The sequence below is a fragment of the Arthrobacter sp. KKT183 genome (assembly GCF_055657625.1).
Genome location: NZ_CM145770.1, coordinates 2,555,987 through 2,573,075 on the forward strand (window position 1 = coordinate 2,555,987; position 17,089 = coordinate 2,573,075).

Annotated in this window: 14 protein-coding genes; 9 read left to right on the forward strand and 5 right to left on the reverse strand. The window is 65.3% G+C overall.

Annotated elements, in window-relative coordinates:
• Window positions 1–5: 5 nt before the first annotated feature.
• On the reverse strand, window positions 6–1,952 hold the full coding sequence (glmS, locus tag ACZ2GY_RS12105) for a glutamine--fructose-6-phosphate transaminase (isomerizing) (protein WP_471671988.1): 1,947 nt from the start codon (window positions 1,950–1,952) through the stop codon (window positions 6–8).
• 92 nt (window positions 1,953–2,044) lie between these two features.
• Between glmS and coaA the strand changes: the two genes are divergently transcribed.
• The 3 genes from coaA to mscL all read left to right on the forward strand — a co-directional run bounded on the left by coaA (window position 2,045) and on the right by mscL (window position 4,476).
• Window positions 2,045–3,055, forward strand: coding sequence for a type I pantothenate kinase (gene coaA / locus ACZ2GY_RS12110; protein WP_471673590.1), 1,011 nt, complete (start codon window positions 2,045–2,047; stop codon window positions 3,053–3,055).
• A gap of 35 nt (window positions 3,056–3,090) precedes the next feature.
• Window positions 3,091–3,993 carry a M15 family metallopeptidase gene (locus ACZ2GY_RS12115; protein WP_471671989.1) on the forward strand — a complete coding sequence of 301 codons (903 nt, stop codon included), beginning with the start codon at window positions 3,091–3,093 and terminating at the stop codon, window positions 3,991–3,993.
• Between the two features lie 87 nt (window positions 3,994–4,080).
• On the forward strand, window positions 4,081–4,476 hold the full coding sequence (gene mscL / locus ACZ2GY_RS12120; protein WP_277359690.1) for a large conductance mechanosensitive channel protein MscL: 396 nt from the start codon (window positions 4,081–4,083) through the stop codon (window positions 4,474–4,476).
• A 13-nt stretch (window positions 4,477–4,489) separates the two neighbouring features.
• Here the strand turns inward: mscL and ACZ2GY_RS12125 are convergent, their stop codons facing one another.
• The 4 genes from ACZ2GY_RS12125 to rplM form a co-directional block, all read right to left on the reverse strand.
• Window positions 4,490–5,695: a Fic family protein gene (locus ACZ2GY_RS12125; RefSeq protein ID WP_471671990.1), complete on the reverse strand. Its 1,206-nt coding sequence runs from the start codon at window positions 5,693–5,695 to the stop codon at window positions 4,490–4,492.
• A 77-nt stretch (window positions 5,696–5,772) separates the two neighbouring features.
• The gene (gene glmM, locus ACZ2GY_RS12130; RefSeq protein ID WP_277359692.1) at window positions 5,773–7,125 is read right to left on the reverse strand and encodes a phosphoglucosamine mutase; all 1,353 of its coding nucleotides are present in this window, start codon (window positions 7,123–7,125) and stop codon (window positions 5,773–5,775) included.
• Between the two features lie 117 nt (window positions 7,126–7,242).
• Window positions 7,243–7,740, reverse strand: a complete 498-nt coding sequence (gene rpsI, locus ACZ2GY_RS12135) for a 30S ribosomal protein S9 (RefSeq protein WP_056544114.1) — start codon at window positions 7,738–7,740, stop codon at window positions 7,243–7,245.
• A 39-nt stretch (window positions 7,741–7,779) separates the two neighbouring features.
• Entirely contained in the window at window positions 7,780–8,223 is a 444-nt protein-coding gene (gene rplM / locus ACZ2GY_RS12140) for a 50S ribosomal protein L13 (protein WP_056544112.1), read from the reverse strand.
• A gap of 319 nt (window positions 8,224–8,542) precedes the next feature.
• Between rplM and ACZ2GY_RS12145 the strand changes: the two genes are divergently transcribed.
• From ACZ2GY_RS12145 to ACZ2GY_RS12170, 6 genes are all read left to right on the forward strand, one after another.
• Window positions 8,543–11,761: an ABC transporter permease gene (locus tag ACZ2GY_RS12145; protein WP_471671991.1), complete on the forward strand. Its 3,219-nt coding sequence runs from the start codon at window positions 8,543–8,545 to the stop codon at window positions 11,759–11,761.
• Window positions 11,758–14,493: an FtsX-like permease family protein gene (locus ACZ2GY_RS12150; RefSeq protein WP_471671992.1), complete on the forward strand. Its 2,736-nt coding sequence runs from the start codon at window positions 11,758–11,760 to the stop codon at window positions 14,491–14,493. The genes ACZ2GY_RS12145 and ACZ2GY_RS12150 overlap by 4 nt, the downstream gene beginning before the upstream one ends.
• A gap of 10 nt (window positions 14,494–14,503) precedes the next feature.
• Entirely contained in the window at window positions 14,504–15,415 is a 912-nt protein-coding gene (locus ACZ2GY_RS12155; protein ID WP_471671993.1) for an ABC transporter ATP-binding protein, read from the forward strand.
• Window positions 15,412–16,194 (forward strand): ABC transporter ATP-binding protein, encoded by a 783-nt coding sequence (locus ACZ2GY_RS12160; RefSeq protein ID WP_471671994.1) that lies wholly within the window; start codon window positions 15,412–15,414, stop codon window positions 16,192–16,194. Before ACZ2GY_RS12155 ends, ACZ2GY_RS12160 begins: the two co-directional genes overlap by 4 nt.
• Before the next feature lie 165 nt (window positions 16,195–16,359).
• Window positions 16,360–16,599: a Flp family type IVb pilin gene (locus ACZ2GY_RS12165; RefSeq protein WP_471671995.1), complete on the forward strand. Its 240-nt coding sequence runs from the start codon at window positions 16,360–16,362 to the stop codon at window positions 16,597–16,599.
• Window positions 16,600–16,674: 75 nt separating this feature from the next.
• On the forward strand, window positions 16,675–17,079 hold the full coding sequence (locus ACZ2GY_RS12170; protein WP_471671996.1) for a TadE/TadG family type IV pilus assembly protein: 405 nt from the start codon (window positions 16,675–16,677) through the stop codon (window positions 17,077–17,079).
• Window positions 17,080–17,089: the final 10 nt, after the last annotated feature.

A 17,089-nucleotide genomic window follows, 5' to 3' on the forward strand; every position in this document is an offset into this window, starting at 1 on the left:
GGCGCCTACTCGACCGTGACGGACTTGGCCAGGTTACGGGGCTGGTCAACGTCATAACCCTTGGCTGATGCCAGTTCAAGGGCGAAGATCTGCAGCGGAACCGTGGTGAGCAGGGGCGCCAGGAGCGTGGAGGTCTGCGGCACGTGGATGACGTGCTCGGAGAACGCTGCCACGGATTCGTCGCCCTCCTCGGCAATCACAATGGTGACCGCACCGCGGGCGCGAATCTCCTGGATGTTGGAGACCACCTTGGAGTGCAGGGAGTCGCGGCCGCGCGGGGACGGCAGCACGACGACGACAGGCTGGCCCTCCTCGATCAGCGCGATGGGGCCGTGTTTGAGCTCACCGGCAGCGAAACCCTCGGCGTGGATGTAAGCGAGTTCCTTGAGCTTGAGTGCGCCCTCCATGGCCACCGGGAAGCCGACGTGGCGGCCCAGGAACAGCACGGACTTGGCGTCTGCCATGTCGCGGCCCAGCTTCTTGACGGCATCCGCGTTGTCGAGGACCTGCTGGATCTTGGCGGGCATCTCATTGAGATCGCTCAGGACGGCGTTGATCTCGTCGCGGAACTTGTTGCCGCGCAGCTGGGCCAGGTAGAGGCCGAGCAGGTAGGCGGCGGTGATCTGCGCCAGGAAGGCCTTGGTGGATGCCACAGCGATTTCCGGCCCCGCGTGGGTGTACAGCACGGCGTCCGATTCACGCGGGATGGTGGACCCATTGGTATTGCAGATGGCAACCACCTTGGCGCCCTGTTCGCGGGCGTAGCGGACCGCCATGAGGGTGTCCATGGTCTCGCCGGACTGGGAGATGGCAACCACGAGGGTCTTCTCGTTGACAATCGGGTCCCGGTAGCGGAACTCGTGGGAGAGCTCCACCTCGGTGGGGATACGGCACCAGTGTTCAATGGCGTACTTGGCCACCGAGCCGGCGTAGGCGGAGGTTCCGCAGGCAAGGACAACAATTTTGTCCACCGAGCGCAGGATTGACTCGTCAATGCGGAGCTCGTCCAGCACCAGGTTTCCCTTGGCGTCGGTGCGGCCCAGCAGCGTCTGCCCAACGGCGTCGGGCTGGTCATTGATTTCCTTCTCCATGAAGGAGTCGTAGCCGCCCTTTTCCGCTGCGGCGGCGTCCCAATCGACGTGGAATTCCTTGCCCTCGGCGGGAGCGCCGAAGAAGTCGGTGATGGAAACCGCGTCCGGGGTGATCGTGACCACCTGGTCTTGGCCCAGCTCAACCGCGCGGCGGGTGAAGTCGATGAAGCCCGAGACGTCCGAGCCGAGGAAGTTCTCGCCCTCGCCCAGGCCCACAACCAGCGGCGAGTTGCGGCGAGAGGCCACAACGACGTCGGGGGCGTCCTGATGGATGGCCAGCAGCGTGAAGGCGCCTTCGAGGCGCTGGCTGGCTTCCTGCATTGCCCGGGTCAGCGTGTCCTCGGAACCGGAACCGGAACCTGAACCGGCGTCGGCGTCCGCCAGGCGGCGGTAGATGCTGCCCAGCAGTACGGCGGCAACCTCGGTGTCGGTGTCGGAGATGAAGGTGGCACCGGCGTCGAGAAGCTCGGCCTTGAGTTCTGCGAAGTTTTCGATGATGCCGTTGTGGATCATCGCCAGCCGGCCGTCGTCGGCCAGGTGGGGGTGTGCGTTCTGGTCTGTCGGGCCGCCGTGGGTGGCCCAGCGGGTGTGGCCGATTCCCGTCAGTGAATCAGGAAGCGGCGCTTCCTGAAGCTCGGCAATAAGGTTGGTCAGCTTGCCGGATTTCTTGCGCGACTGGATGCCGGATTCCGTCAGGACTGCAACGCCCGCGGAATCATAGCCGCGGTATTCGAGCCGGCGCAGGCCCTCCATGACAACGTCAAGGGCGCCGTGGCTGCCGTTTGAATCGACGTCCTCGAGTACCGCGCTGTTCAGTGATGCGCCGTTGTTCCGGCCTACGTATCCTACGATTCCACACATGGGCTTAAGCGTACCTGCCGTGCACTCCTTCCTTTGCGCCGCGAAGTTCAGGCGTGGTGCAGCTCACCGGAGAGGCCGCTATCCGTTTGTTAATGTGCTGGTCAGGGGGCAGAATTCACAGGGTGAGTGAGCAATCTCCCGGTACCGGGCCCACAGCGACGGTGGATGCCGGTGTCACCCCGTTCGTTGAACTCGAGCGTCAGACGTGGTCGCGGCTGTCCAATGAGATCGAGTCGCCGCTCAACGTCGAGGACATCCTCCGTCTGCGCGGTCTGGGAGACGCACTCAACCTTGACGAGGTGCGCGAGGTCTACCTTCCACTGTCCCGGCTGCTCTCGCTCTATGTAGCCGCCGCCGGTGAACTGCATGCCGCCACCAATACCTTCCTCGGTGAGACCACCACGCGGACGCCGTTCGTCATCGGCGTTGCCGGTTCGGTGGCGGTCGGCAAGTCCACCACTGCCCGCGTGCTGCGCGAGCTCCTTCGCCGCTGGCCCGGCACCCCCAACGTTGAGCTGATCACCACGGACGGCTTCCTCTACCCCAACGAGGAACTGGAACGGCGCGGCCTGATGCAGCGGAAGGGTTTCCCGGAGTCCTACGACCGCCGTCGGCTGCTGCGCTTCGTCAGTGAGGTCAAGAGCGGCGCCGAGGAGGTCCGCGCCCCCTGGTATTCGCACCTGACCTACAACATCGTGCCTGGTCGTGAAGTGGTGGTGCGCAGGCCGGACGTGCTGATTGTGGAGGGCCTGAATGTCCTTGCGCCGGCGCGCATGAGGGCGGATGGGCGCTCCGGCCTCGCGCTCAGCGATTTCTTCGATTTCTCTATCTATGTGGACGCGAAAACCTCCTATATTGAGGAGTGGTACGTCCAGCGTTTCCAGTCGCTGCGCAGCGGCGCCTTCGCCAACCCGGAGTCGTATTTCCACAGGTACGCCTCACTCACCGACGAGGAGGCCCGCGAGACCGCGCTTGGCATCTGGCACCGCATCAACGAGCCGAACCTGAAGGCCAATGTCCTTCCCACCCGCGGCCGCGCCACCCTGGTCCTCACCAAGGAAGCCGACCACTCGATCCGAAGAATGCTGCTACGAAAAACCTGACGAAACCCCGGCGGCACCGCACCCCATCCAGCTGGATGACGACGGCGGTGCTCCTCGTCGCGCTGTCAGCCTGCGGTACGCCGCCACCTGCAGCGGACAACCCCGCCTCCGCGCCTGCGTCATTGGTTCCGCCCGCTTCTTCAGTTCCGCCTTCTCCGGCCGTGTCCCAGACCCCCGGCACCATTCCCGCCCCGGGACAGCGTGCACCCGCTCCCGTTGAAACTTCTGCTCCGTCGGTGGTCCCCGAGACGCCACCAGCGCAACCCACCGCCGCGCCGAGTGTTGCGGCTTCTCCCTCTCCGCCGCCTCCAGTTGCTGCACCGCCTCCAGAGCCAACCGAGCTGGGCGACCCAACCTCGGTGAGCGTCGTCGTCAACAAGCAACGGCCGATCAACCCGATCGACTACTTTCCTTCCGGTCTGGTACTGCCCGCGGTCCCGCTGGCCGTGGCCGAGCCTAATGCCCTGCTGCGTGGTGACACCGCTGCCGCTGTGGAGGAGATGTTTGCAACTGCAGCGAGCGACGGCGTGAGCCTCACCCTGGTCAGCGGGTACCGGTCCTTCCAGGACCAGGTCTCGACCTATGAACACTGGGTGGCGCAGTACGGCGGTGACACGGCAGCAGCTGACCGCATCTCGGCGCGCGCCGGGTTCTCCGAACACCAGACGGGGCTCGCCTTCGATGTGGGACAGGACGACGGCGCGTGCACCCTCTCCTCCTGCTTCGCCGACACTGCCGCAGGTCAGTGGATGGCAGCCAACGCGCACCGGTTCGGGTTCATCCTGAGGTATCCGTTGGGGGCGGAGGGCATCACCGGGTTCTCCGGCGAGGCCTGGCATTACCGGTACGTTGGCGTTGAGCTGGCGCAGGCCATGCGGAAGGACGGCGTGGCAACCCTCGAGGAGTACTTCAACCTGCCACCGGCGCCCGGCTACTGATGTACCCCGAACTTTTGCGCAGCTCGCGCGACTTGCACGCCCGTCGGGCTCACCTGATCTGCGCAAATCTTCCCGTAGGCTGAACCCATGATCAACGGATTCAAAAACTTCATCATGAAGGGCAACGTCATTGACCTGGCTGTTGCCGTGGTTATCGGTGCCGCGTTCGGGGCGGTGGTGAAGTCGCTCGTCGAGAACGTCCTCATGCCCTTGATTTCAGCGCTGGTCGGCGCACCCAACTTCGACGATTTTGCGAAGGTGACCATCAACGGCAACGAGATCCTGTTCGGGATGTTCCTCACCGCCGTCGTGAATTTCCTCCTGATCGCCGCTGCTGTCTACTTCGTGATCGTCATGCCGATGAACAAGCTGATCGAGCGGCGCGACCGCAAACTGAACCTGGAGGAGAAGGTCGAAGAGGTTGACCCGCAGGTTGCGCTCCTGACCGAGATCCGCGACAGCCTCAAACAGCGTTCCGTCTAGCTACTGCCGTACCTTACTTGCCTGCCAAGCGCGCGTTCAGCCGATCAACCTCGTCGAGCACCTCGGTCGCCGCCCAGGCTCGGTCCCGCTTGCTTCGGGTAATGGGGGCGATTACTCCGGCTTCTGTCAACCGATCCAAGCTGGCATAGACGGCGTTCAGGGTGACACCTGCGATGTGGGCAGCAGTGTGCGCTTCGAGGACCGGGTGCTCCAGCAGGGCAGCGATGATTTTCTCATCAGCTGAACCGCGCCGAGGCTTTGCGGCTTCCTCCCAGATACCGGGTAGCTCTTCCAGCTCGGCAATCGATGCGCGGGCTGCGTCAGTCGCCCTTACCGCCGAGACCGCCAGGTACTTCACGAACGGGTCGACATTGCCGGTTCTGTAGGCATTGACCAGATCGAAGTACTGCTGAACGTCGGCGACCATGGCGGAAGCGATGGGGGTAACGGTCCCGGTGGTCAGCCGACGGCGGCGGCAGACAGCGCCGATGAGGGCACGCCCGATCCTGCCGTTGCCGTCGGTGAATGGGTGCACGGACTCGAAATGCGCGTGTGCAATGGCTGCCTGGGCTATGACCGGCAGGTCGACCCTGTTGCTGAATACAATCAGGTCGGCCATGAGGTCGTCGACGAGTTCCGGCGGAGGGGGAACATGAATGGCGTTGCGCGGAGAGTAGTCAGAACCGCCGATCCAGTTCTGGACATCGCGAAAGCGGCCGGCGTACGTGAAGTCGACCGGATCGTCCTTCCTGAGCAGGTGGTGCGCCTTCAATATCTGATCCACCGAGATCGTGCCCGTGGAGCCGGCTCCGTCGATCATGGCTTGGATGGCGTCTGTGGCAGCGACCATTGAACGGGCGTTCGCGCTGGCTTTAATCCCGATTGCTGCCCGCGCGTAGTCATCCCGTGGCGCTTCCACATGTTCAATCTTCGAGGAAGAGACAGACTCGCTCCTGAGGAGAAAACCGCTGATCGCCGCCATGCGTGCGCCGGAAGTAGCGTCCAGGGAAGCGACAGCAACGGCGGCCTCCTCCAGCGCGACCAGTGTGTCCTTTTCCGGGTAGTAATCCTGAGCGGCGATCAGTGGCGGCAGGGATACCACCACCTCCGCGAAGAGCCGATCCTCCCGCGGCGGTCTCCCGGAAGACCTCCACGGCCGCTTCTCGTAATTATGCGCTGGCCACATCCGGTTACCGGCTCGCCGCAGAACCCAGAACATGCTTCATGTTGTTCATGTTTCACCCACTAAACATGAATAGTCAATCCGCTATCCATGTTTAAACGGAGCAGGGAGGCCTAAACGGGTTCGAGCGCCAACTGATGTTGCACAATCCCGGCGAGGGTCTCGGCAGTGCGCTCGGCCGTAACCATGTCGGCGGCCTCAACCATCACGCGGACAACCGGCTCGGTGCCGGAGGGGCGCAGCAGTACGCGGCCGGTTTCCCCGAGGGATTCTTGGGCGTCGCGGACCGCACGCTGCACCTCGTCGTCGCTGTTCACACTCGACTTGTCCACGCCCTTGACGTTGATCAGCACCTGGGGAAGCTTGGTCATGACGGTCGACAGTTCCTTGAGGCTGCGGCCGGTCAACGCGACCTGCGCCGCCAACTGCAGGCCGGTCAGAACGCCGTCGCCAGTGGTTGCGTAGTCAGCGAAGATGACGTGTCCGGACTGTTCGCCGCCGAGGCTGAAGCCGCCGTCGCGCATGCCTTCAAGAACATAGCGGTCCCCCACCGCAGTCTCACGCAAGGTGATTCCGGCTTCCCGCAGAGCGAGCTTCAGGCCGAGGTTGCTCATCACGGTGGCCACCAGTGTGCCGTCTTTCAGGCGCCCGGCCGAGTTGAGGGCAACTGCCATGATCGCCATGATCTGGTCGCCGTCCACCACGGTGCCCTCGTGGTCCACGGCGAGGCAGCGGTCGGCGTCGCCGTCGTGCGCAATACCGAGGTCTGCGCCGTGTTCCAGCACCGCGGCCTGCAGCATTTCGAGGTGGGTGGAACCGCAGCCCTCGTTGATGTTGTTACCGTCGGGGTCAGCGCCGATAACCACGATGTCCGCGCCGGCGTCGGAAAACACCTGGGGTGAGCAGCCACTGGCCGCGCCGTTGGCGCAATCCAGCACCACTTTGAGGCCGTCGAGCCGGTGCGGTAGTGACTGAAGGAGGTGGACCACGTAGCGGTCCTCAGCATCGGCGAAGCGCTGGATGCGGCCGACGTCCGGCCCAACGGGGCGGTGCCGGGGTGCGAGGAGTTCGGATTCGATCGCATCTTCGAGGGCGTCGTCGAGCTTTTTGCCGCCGCGCGCCAGGAACTTGATGCCGTTGTCCGGCGCCGGGTTATGGGAGGCGGAGATCATGACCCCGAAGTCAGCGTTCAGGTCAGCAACGAGGAAAGCCGCAGCCGGTGTGGGAAGGACGCCCGCGTCAAAAACGTCGACGCCGGCACTCGCCAGGCCGGCTTCCACGGCAGCGGCAATGAAATCGCCACTGGTACGCGGATCCCGCGCGATGACGGCGGTGGGGCGCCTGCCATCGGATTGCCGATGCCCCAGCACCACGGCCGCTGCCTGGGCAAGCTGCAAAGCGAGTTCTGCGGTGAGGAGGCCGTTCGCCAGACCGCGGACGCCATCGGTCCCAAATAATCTAGTCATCGTGGTTCATCCTAAGGGAGAAAAGTCCCGCACCCGGGAAGCGTCGAAGAACGCTGTTAAAGCGTTACGCCCGCCCGGCAGCAGCCGAGCGGGCGTAACGGGTGAAGCTGGTGAGAATCAGCGCTTGGAATACTGAGGCGCCTTGCGTGCCTTCTTGAGACCGGCCTTCTTGCGCTCGATGACGCGGGCGTCACGAGTCAGGAAGCCTGCCTTCTTGAGGGCGGGGCGGTTGTTCTCGCGGTCAATCTCGTTGAGCGCGCGGGCAACACCGAGGCGCAGTGCACCGGCCTGGCCGGAAGGGCCACCGCCGTGGATGCGTGCAATGACGTCATACGCGCCGTCGAGCTCGAGGAGCTTGAACGGATCGTTGACTTCCTGCTGGTGCAGCTTGTTGGGGAAGTAGTCAGACAGCTCGCGGCCGTTGACAATCCACTTGCCGCTTCCCGGTGTGACGCGGACGCGTGCAACAGCTTCCTTGCGACGGCCTACAGCAGCGCCGCCGACGGTCAGCGCGGGGCGCTCTTTGACGGGCGCGTCCGAGACGGCCGACGATTCCGAGGTGTAGCTGGTGAGCTCCTCGGTTGGTTCATTCAGCTCTTCAGTGTTCTGAGCCACGGTTCTCCTTGAGTGATTCTTAGTCTGTGGTGGCCAGGACTACTGAGCGACCTGGGTGATTTCGAAAGTCTGGGGCTGCTGGGCCGCGTGCGGGTGCTCTGCACCGCGGTAAACCTTCAGCTTGCCGATCTGCTGGGCAGCGAGGGAGGTCTTGGGCAGCATGCCCTTGATGGCCTTCTCCACAGCGCGTACCGGGTTCTTCTCCAGCAGCTCTGCGTAGTTGACGGACTTCAGGCCACCCGGGAAACCGGAGTGGCGGTAGGCACGCTTCTGTTCGAGCTTGGCGCCGGTGAGGGCAACCTTCTCAGCGTTGATGATAATGACGAAGTCGCCCATATCCATATGGGGGGCAAAGGTCGGCTTGTGCTTTCCGCGCAGCAGTGTTGCGGTCTGGCTGGCAAGACGGCCTAGGACAACGTCGGTGGCGTCAATGACGTGCCACTGGCGGTTGATGTCGCCGGGCTTCGGGGTGTACGTACGCACGGTTTTTGCCTTCGTTTCTTGTTCTACGGTGACGCCGGCATACGTGGAGAATGACCTCCAGATGCCAACGCAGCTGATGCATGCGTTACCGGAACTTCAGGTGAGGACTGAAAGCTACACCGGTGATCCCTGGGTTCTCGGCCATATCCGCGGACCAGGTAGCTCTGCAACTGAGCCGCACGCGGGCATGGACATATCGAGATGGGATACGCACAACGACTCTCAAGGTTAGCGCGGACGTGACCCCCGGGTCAAAACACGTCAGCCATACCCATCAGCATAGGATGGCAGGAGGTTCATCTAGGGGGTAGGGCGAAGAGTGCGGCTGGTCCAACTTGCGTCGCGCCGTTCTGCCGCCCGCCGCAGCCTTCTGGCCATTATTGCGCTGACCCTCGCAATGCTGACGGCGGTCCTCGCCGGCATCAGCGGCTTCACCCAGTTGGCCGCAACGGAGGCACTGCGCTCCCTCGCCTCAGCTTCCGGGGCCTCAGCCTCCGGCGCGCAGGGCTTCTTCCGCATCCACACCACCATCGCTGACGACGCCGCTGCGCAGCAGGCAGCCGCCGAAGCCGCTTTCGCCGAACTGGGACTTCCCAACGGCCTCGCCATCTCCACCGCACCGTATTCACCGCCCCGCCCGCTGGTGCCCTCCGGCGGCAGCGCCACCAACCTCCCGGCTGACCTCACCTTCCTGCCGGTCGGCTGGACACCGACGACGACGCCGGCAGCCGGCTCGCTCGCACCACTCACCTCGGGTGCCGCTAGTGAACTCAACAGAACCGGCCCCATTCCCGCTGCCCTGGAGACTTCGACCGCGGAATCCCTCGGCCTCGCCGTGGGTGACACGTTCGCCGTGGAGGGTGCTGAGGGAACGGTCCGGCTCGAGCTGGTGGCAACCCTGAATCCCGTGGGCCCGGACGCCGCCTTCCTCGACCCCGTGCCCGTCCAGGGCGCGGAATCGGTGCCCACCGCCGTCGTCGTTCCTCCGCAGACCATTCCTGCGCTGAGTGGTGAGCCGAAAGTCCAGTGGGTGTTCACGGTGGATGCGGACTCGGTCTCAGCGGCGGAGCTGTCCCGGCTGGCTGAGGGGCTGCGCCAGCTGCCGCAGCGGCTGAGCGGCGATCCAGCAATCAACGACGGCGGCGTGATCCCGTCCGGTGAACTCGGCGGCCTGCTGGCTTCCGCGGCGGATGCAACGCAGTCGGTCCGGGCTGTCCTTCCCATTGCCCTGCTTCTGCTGGTGGCGCTGAGCGCGGTGACGGTGGTCCAATTCGCGCGGCTTCTGGCCGACACGCGTGCCGGAGAAGACTCGTTGATCAGTGCCCGCGGCTCAACGACAGGCCAGCGCGCCGCTGTCGCCGCTTTCGAAGTGGTGCCGTTGGCCGTCGCGGGTTGCCTGCTCGGGTGGGTTGCCGCCGTCGTGCTGGGTCCGTTGCTCTCTACCGGCAATGAGACGGAGTATGTCGAGGGGATGGCTGAGTTTGCCTCGGCCAGCTGGAGCGTGCCGGTGTTGTGCGCGGGCATCACGGCGCTGGTGTTCGTCGCGGTTGCGGTGCTTGACGCTCTGCGTGAGCACAGTCCGGGCGGAGATGCAGCGCGTACGGCACGGGTGGCCTCCTTCGGCGTGCTGGCGCTGCTCGTTGCTGCGACCGCGCTCTCGCTCTGGCAGTTCCGGCTGTACCGGTCGCCGCTGGTGGAGTCCGGCAGCGGCGCCCTCAGGGTCAACCCGCTCGCCGCTCCCGCTCCTGCCCTGCTGCTCCTGTCCGGGACTGCGCTGGCCCTGGTCATCACCGCGTGGCTGGCCCGCCGGGTAGAGCGCCGGACGTCCTCGCGGACCACCCTCGGGGTGCCGTTGGCGGCGCGGCAGGTGTCCCGGCGGATCGCGTCCTACGTGATTCCGATCGCGCTGGTCACCGTCACGGTGGGCACCGCCACGTTCACTGCCGCGTATGCGCAGACCACCAGCCGGTCCCAGGAAGCGGCATCCCAGCTGGGCAATGGTTCGGACGTGCGTGTCGCGGTGCCCGGTCCGCTGGTCATCCGGTCCGCTGATGACGTTCCGGCCCTGAACACCTTCGCCGAACGTGAGGCGGTGACCGCGGCCTCCCTCGCCTACCGGGGCGAAGCGCGGCTGGCATCGATCACCGCTCCCCTGCTCGCCGTTGATGCCGGGTCGCTGCCGGGGCTCCTGGACGACGGCGCCAACCTGGTGGACGTCGGGGAGCTTGCAGGCGCCCTCGCTTTCGAACCGCCCGTCCCCGAACCGACGCTGACCCTGACGCCGTCCGCCACCCAGGTCCGTCTGCAGTTCACCTCGCGCGGCACCTCGGAAACACCGGACGACGACGGCGCTGCCGCCCGCTCTGCCTCCGTCACCGTCTGGATCCGCTCGGAGGCCGGGCTCCTGGTGCCTGTGCCAGCCGGCACGCTCGTTCTGTCCGGTTCCGGGAACCAGGCGCATTCCCTGTCCTTCACGCTGCCCGAGGACTTGCGCCCGGCAGCAATCACGGCGGTGGACCTCGCCCTGGACCCGTCCGAAGCCCCGCGCGGCTACGAGCTCCAAATCACGAGCGTGTCCAGCGACGGCGGCATCGGTACCGGGCAGGGCCGGTTCACCGAGGATTCCGACCTGCGGCTCGCGTCCGCCGCGTTCGGGTCCGCGCAGTCCGGTGTGCTGCCGCTGGAGACGGGCGTCGGCGTGCGTTTCCCCCAGGAGAGCTCAACGTTCGGCACCGCGCAGGCCCGGCTCATGGTCGGAGCTCAGGATGCGCCGCCTCTTCCGGTGGCCTTCACCACTGAACTGCTCGCGGACCTCGACCTGACGGTGGGTGACCCAGTGTCGCTGCGTCCCGGCGGCGTCGAGATCGACGGCGTCGTTGCCGCGGTTGCACCCGTACTGCCCGGGACCACGGAGAGCAGCGCCGTCCTGGTGGATCTGCAGGCCTACAGTCACGCGTCGCTGGCCAGTTCACCCGTTCCTCCGAGGCCGGGAGAAGTCTGGCTCGCGTCAACGGACCGGACCGCCACCGCCGGCGCTGCCGCCAGCCTGGTCGGACCCGGCGCAACCGTCTCCACGGCGGACAACTCACTCATCGGACGCTTTCTGGCACCGGCAAGCACCTCGCTCTGGATCGGCGCGATTGGAGCGCTGCTCGTGGGCGGTGCGGCGTTGACGGCCAGCATCGTGACCCTCGTGCAATCCCGGCGCTCCGAGGTGGCCGTCCTGCGAGCGCTCGGCATGCAGGCCCGCGACCAGGTGCGCGGGCGCCGGGGGGAGGTGCTCAGTGTAGGGGGTGCCGCCGTCGTACTGGGCCTGCTGACCGGGCTGGGAGTGGCAGCGCTGACCGTGTCGCTGCTGGCGCAGGCGGTGGTGGTTAATGCGTCGGAGGCGCTGCGGGCGCCGCTGTCGATCGCCGTCGTGCCGTTGCTGGGCGTGCTCGCGGTGCAGGTGTTGATTCTCGTGCTTGCGGCGTGGTTTTACGGCGAGCGCGTGAAGCGGCAGGCGCTCACGCCGGCGTTGGCGGTGGATGCGCTGTGAGTCTGTACCGGCTGTTGCGCCGCGAGTTCCGGCACTCCCGCTGGCCCTCGGTGCTGGTGGCGTCGATTGTGCTGGTGGTCTCGGCGTTGCTGTGCGCATGGCCGCGTGCGGTGGACTCGATGTATACGGCGGACCTGCAGGAGTCGGTGTCCGAGCTTGCGGGATCCCAGCAGGCAGTCCGCGCATTCAGCACGTCCTTTCCGCCGCTTGAGGACTTCGACCGCGCCTTCGACGAGACGGACATTGACGGGGCCACCGAGGATGCACTCGCCACCATTCGGGAAGACCTGGCCGAGCCGCTTGGCTCAGTCCTCGGGAAGGGCCGCTGGTTGGCTACCGGCGTCAACTCGAGCATCGGGCCGCTGCCCGACGGTATCCGCGAACTGGTGCTGAACTACGCCGTTGACGTGCAGGCGCTCGAGCACATCGAACTGGTGGAGGGCGCGCTGCCGGGGCCGCCGCCGGATCAGTACGGCGAGGATCCGGTGGAGATTATCCTCTCGCGGGACTCCGCCGCGTCAGCGAAGTGGCCGGTCGGCGAGGAGCGGAACGTCGCCGTCTTCCTGCCCGGACAACCCGGGAATGAGGGCAACGAGGTGCGGTCACAGCCGATTGTGCTGAGCGGCATCTACGCGCCGAAGGACGCCGATTCCCCCTACTGGAGCCTGAACAACACGCTGCTCTCCGCGGCCGAGGACTTCAATCCGGACACCGGCACCGCTGTGGATGCAACGGCCTTCGTCTCCCCCAGGGCGTTCCCGTTCCTCTCGCGAGCGGCTGACCATGTGCAGACCTCCTACTGGTACCCGGTGTCCACCGACTCCCTGACCGCCAGCACAGCGCCGCAAACCGCCGCGCAGGTTCGTGAGTTCCTCGGAACCCCGCACACCGTTCCCTCCACCTCCCCGTTGCCGACCACTGTCGTTTTCGGGTCCGAAACGCCCGACGCGATAGCCGATGCCACCCAGCGTGCCGCGTCGACCAACCAGATTCTCGCGCTGCTGGCTTCCGGGCCGCTTGGCGTGTGCCTGGCAACTGCCGCCCTTGCCGTACGGCTTCTCCTCGAACGACGGCGGGGCGCGCTGGCTCTGGCGTCGGCGCGCGGGGCCAGCTACTGGCAACTGCGCGGCGCCCTGGCGCTGGACGGGTTGCTGCTCGGCATCCCGGCTGCCGTGCTCGGTGCGCTGGCGGCTTTCCTGCTGGTGCCCGTGCCGTTCTCGCCGGCGCACCTGCTGTGGCCGGTGCTGGCGGCCTTTGTGCCCGCAGTGCTGATGGCGGTCCAGCATCGTCCGGAAGCTTCGTTGCGGCAGGATCTTGGCGCCTCTGCACGGAACCGGTGGCGCGTGAGTGCGGAGGCCGCCGTCGTCGTGCTGGCTGGAATGGCCACGGTTCTGCTCACGCAGCGGGGGCTCGCGCAGGGGGCGTTGGAGTATGGCGAGGTAGATCCGCTGCTGTCTGCGACGCCCCTGCTCATTGCGCTGGCCGTGTGCGTGCTGGTGCTGCGCCTGTATCCGCTGCCGCTGGAGTGGTTTGCGCGGGTTCGAAGGCGGGGTCCGGGGCTGGTCGGGTTCCTGGGAGCCTCGCGTGCCGTGCGCTCCCCCGGTGCCGGGCTGGTGCCGGTGCTGGCGCTGATCGTGGGGCTCGCCGTCGTGCTCTTTTCCGGCGTGCTGTTGTCGACGTTCCGTGAGGGAGTCACCGATGCGGCACAGGCCGACGTCGGTGCTGACCTCCGCGTCCAGGGCCCGCCGTTCTCGGTGGAGCAGGTTGAGGAGATCCGGTCGGTCGAGGGCGTCGCGTCGGTGGCCGCGGTGACGGATCTGGGGACCCTGCGTGCTGAGACGGGCGGCCGGCAAACCAAGGACGTGAACCTGCTCGCGGCCGATCCCGGTGCAGTGCTTGATGTGCAGGACGACCTCGGGGGCGCATTCCCGCCGGCGTTGCTGAACGCGTTGGAGGGCGATGCTTCGGACGGAGCTCTACCTGTAATCGCGTCGCCTGCACTGGAGCTTGCGGAAGGTACGGCTATCGAGCTGCGTTACCGCGGGACGTCTGTGGATGCAGAGGTGGTGGGCCTTGGGCCGGAGGACGTGGTGTTCTCGGCGTCGTCGGTCTGGATGTTGGTGGGTGAGCAGGCAATCGGCTCTGTGCAGGAGCGGACGTTTGAACCGTCCGTGCTTTTGGCTGACCTGCACGATGGCGCTGCTTCTGAAGCTGTCATGGATGCCGTTGCGGACATCGCCGGCGTGCCCGTTTCGCAGCAGACTCCGGAGCAGCAGGTTGAGCGGACGCTGGAATCGGCGTCCGGGCGGGGGCTCCAGCTTGGGTTGTGGGCGGTGATCGGCACGATGGCCGCGCTGTGTTCGTTGACGATTGTCATGACGTCGGTGGTGAACGCGCCGGCCCGCAACCGGTTGATCGCGCTGCTGCGTACGCTGGGGTTTCCGCCGCGTCGTGATGGTGCGTTGATGTTGTGGGAGCTTGGACCGATTACCGGGGCTGCGGTGCTGGCGGGTACGGCGCTTGGGCTGCTGCTGCCGCTGGTCATTCTGGGTGCGATTGACCTGTCGGCGTTTACCGGCGGTGCTGCGGAGCCGCCGCTGGCACTGAATCCCCTGCTGTTGCTGGGCCTGTTGGTTGGGTTTGTGGTGGTGGTGCTTGTCTCGGTGGCGGGTGCTGTGGCTGCTGGTCGGCGGCAGCGGTTGGCTGCGGTTCTTCGAATGACGGATACCTGAGGTGATAACGGTGGGAAACGAAACGCAGCCGCACATCCTGTGTGAGGACGTGGTGCGAATCTTCAAGGGCGAGGGCATTGAGGTGCAGGCGCTTCAGGGGCTCAACCTGACGGTCATGCCGGGTGAGATGACTGCTCTGGTTGGAGCGTCGGGTTCCGGGAAGTCGACGCTGCTGACCATCCTGTCCGGCCTGGACCGTCCGTCCGCCGGGAAGGCGCAGGTGGCGGGCGTGGATTTGCTGGGACTCAGCCGCAAGGAGCGTTCGCGGTATCAGCGGGAGACGGTTGGGTTCATCTGGCAGCAGACGCCAAGAAACCTGCTGCCCTACCTCACCGCTGCCGAGAACGTGGCGCTGCCTATGGCCATCACTCGCCGGAAGGATGCCGATGCTCGGGTTGCTTCGCTGCTTGAGCTTGCCGGGGTGGCGCATTGCCGGGATCGACGGCCGCAGGAAATGTCCGGGGGCGAGCAGCAGCGAGTGGCTCTCGCCGTCGCGCTGTCGAATGAGCCGAAGGTGATCCTGGCGGATGAGCCGACCGGCGAGCTGGACGAGCACACCTCCGCGGAAGTGCTGGAGGCGATGCGACGGGTCAATGAGGAGCTGGGTACCACGACGCTGATTGTCACGCACGATCCCACGGTGTCTGAGCACGTGAAGCGGACGGTGCAGATCCGTGACGGCCGCTGCTCTACGGAGACTCTGCGCCGGACCGGATTGAATAACGACGGCGATGAGCACCTGATTGCCGAGGAGTTCGCCGTGATCGACAGGGTGGGGCGGTTGCAGTTGCCGCAGGAGTTTATGGAGAGCCTGGATATGAAGGATCGTGTGCGGTTGGGGCTGGAGCCGGATCATGTGCGGGTGACGCCGGCGTCCGCTGATGGTCCTTCTGCTTCATGTAATTCGGAGGAGACGCGATGAGCGCCGCTGTTGCAGCGTTGCGTGCGGATGCGGTGTCGAAGACGTACGGCTCCGGTGAGAGTGCTGTGCATGCGTGCACCGACGTGTCGTTGTCGGTTGCTCCGGGCGAATTGCTGGTGGTCAAGGGGCCGTCGGGTTCGGGAAAGACGACGCTGCTGAACTGCATCGGTGGGCTGGATGAACCCGACAGCGGGAGCGTCTTTGTTGGGGATGTGGAACTGACGGCGATGCGGGAGCAGGACCGGGTGACGCTGCGGCAGACGCGTCTCGGGTTCGTGTTTCAGTCGTTTGGGTTGATTCCCATCCTGACTGCTGCGGAGAACGTCGAGGTGCCAATGCGTCTGGTCGGTATGCCCGCTGCCGAGCGTCAGGCACGGGTGGATGAGCTGCTTGAGCTGGTGGGATTGGGGAAGCACCATCATCAGCGGCCGGCGGAGCTGTCGGGCGGCCAGCAGCAGCGTGTTGGGCTGGCTCGGGCACTGGCGAACCGGCCGAAGGTGTTGATTGCTGACGAACCCACCGGGCAGCTCGATAGCGTGACTGCCGGCACCATGATGGACCTCATCAGCGACCTCGTGCACAGTCATGAGGTGGCTGCGATTGTTTCCACCCATGACCCGCTTCTGATGCAGCGTGCGGACCGGGTACTGGAGCTGCACGATGGGCGCATTCTTGGTGCGGGTGCGGGCTCGACGGCGGCAGTTTCAGCGCCTAAAAGTGCCTCCGGAATGATCGACGTTCCGGCTGCCTACACGGGTCGGCGGCGACGAAAGTCCTGACGCTAGCGCAGGAAAAGCGCAAGAAAGAACGCAGGAAAAGCGACCACGGATAGGGTTCGCTCAGGATTGGTTCAAACTTGGAGTTTTCGGGGATTTCCACTGCTAATTTTTTGGGCAGAGCTGGTGAAACGCCAGCCACACCACCTCGTACTCAGGAGAACCCCAATGCTCACAGCATTCCTGGCAGACGCCAAGTCCACCATCAAGGCTCGCACCAACCGCGACGAGACCGGCGCCACCGCCGTCGAGTACGGCATCATGGTTGCCCTCATCGCCGTTGTCATCATCACTGCCGTCAGCCTGCTCGGTGGCAATTTGAACACCTCTTTCGAGAACGTTCAGTGCACCATCAGCGGTAAGACCTACACCGCCCCTGTCGGCTCGACTGCTTCCACCTGTCTCTAATTTATCTCCTCGAACTGGGCGAGGTGCTTCCTCGCCCAGTTCGATTCACAGCACAACCATTGAGAGAGGCATCAAGTGGAAGGAAACGACGAAAAGGGCGCCGTCGCTGTTGAAATGGCGCTCCTCCTTCCGGTCCTAATCCTCCTTCTCCTTGGCATTATGGAGTTCGGTAGGGCCTACAACGCTCAGGTTACGCTGACCAATGCCGCCCGCGAAGGCGTGCGCGTGATGGCCATCAACAACGTCCAGGGCGACGCCGTAACCGCGGCTAAGAACGCCGCTTCCACATTGAAAATTACGAGTACCAACCCGTCCTTCGCTTTCACATTCGCGACTACACCGGCCACGAGCCCGAGCCCCACGACTTGCGCAGCCGGCCGGCAGGTCACTATGACGATCTCGTATACCCTCAGCACGCTCACCGGAATTGCGGGACCTTTCACCATGACCGGTAAAGGAGTCATGCAATGCGGCGGGTAGCGATACCGCA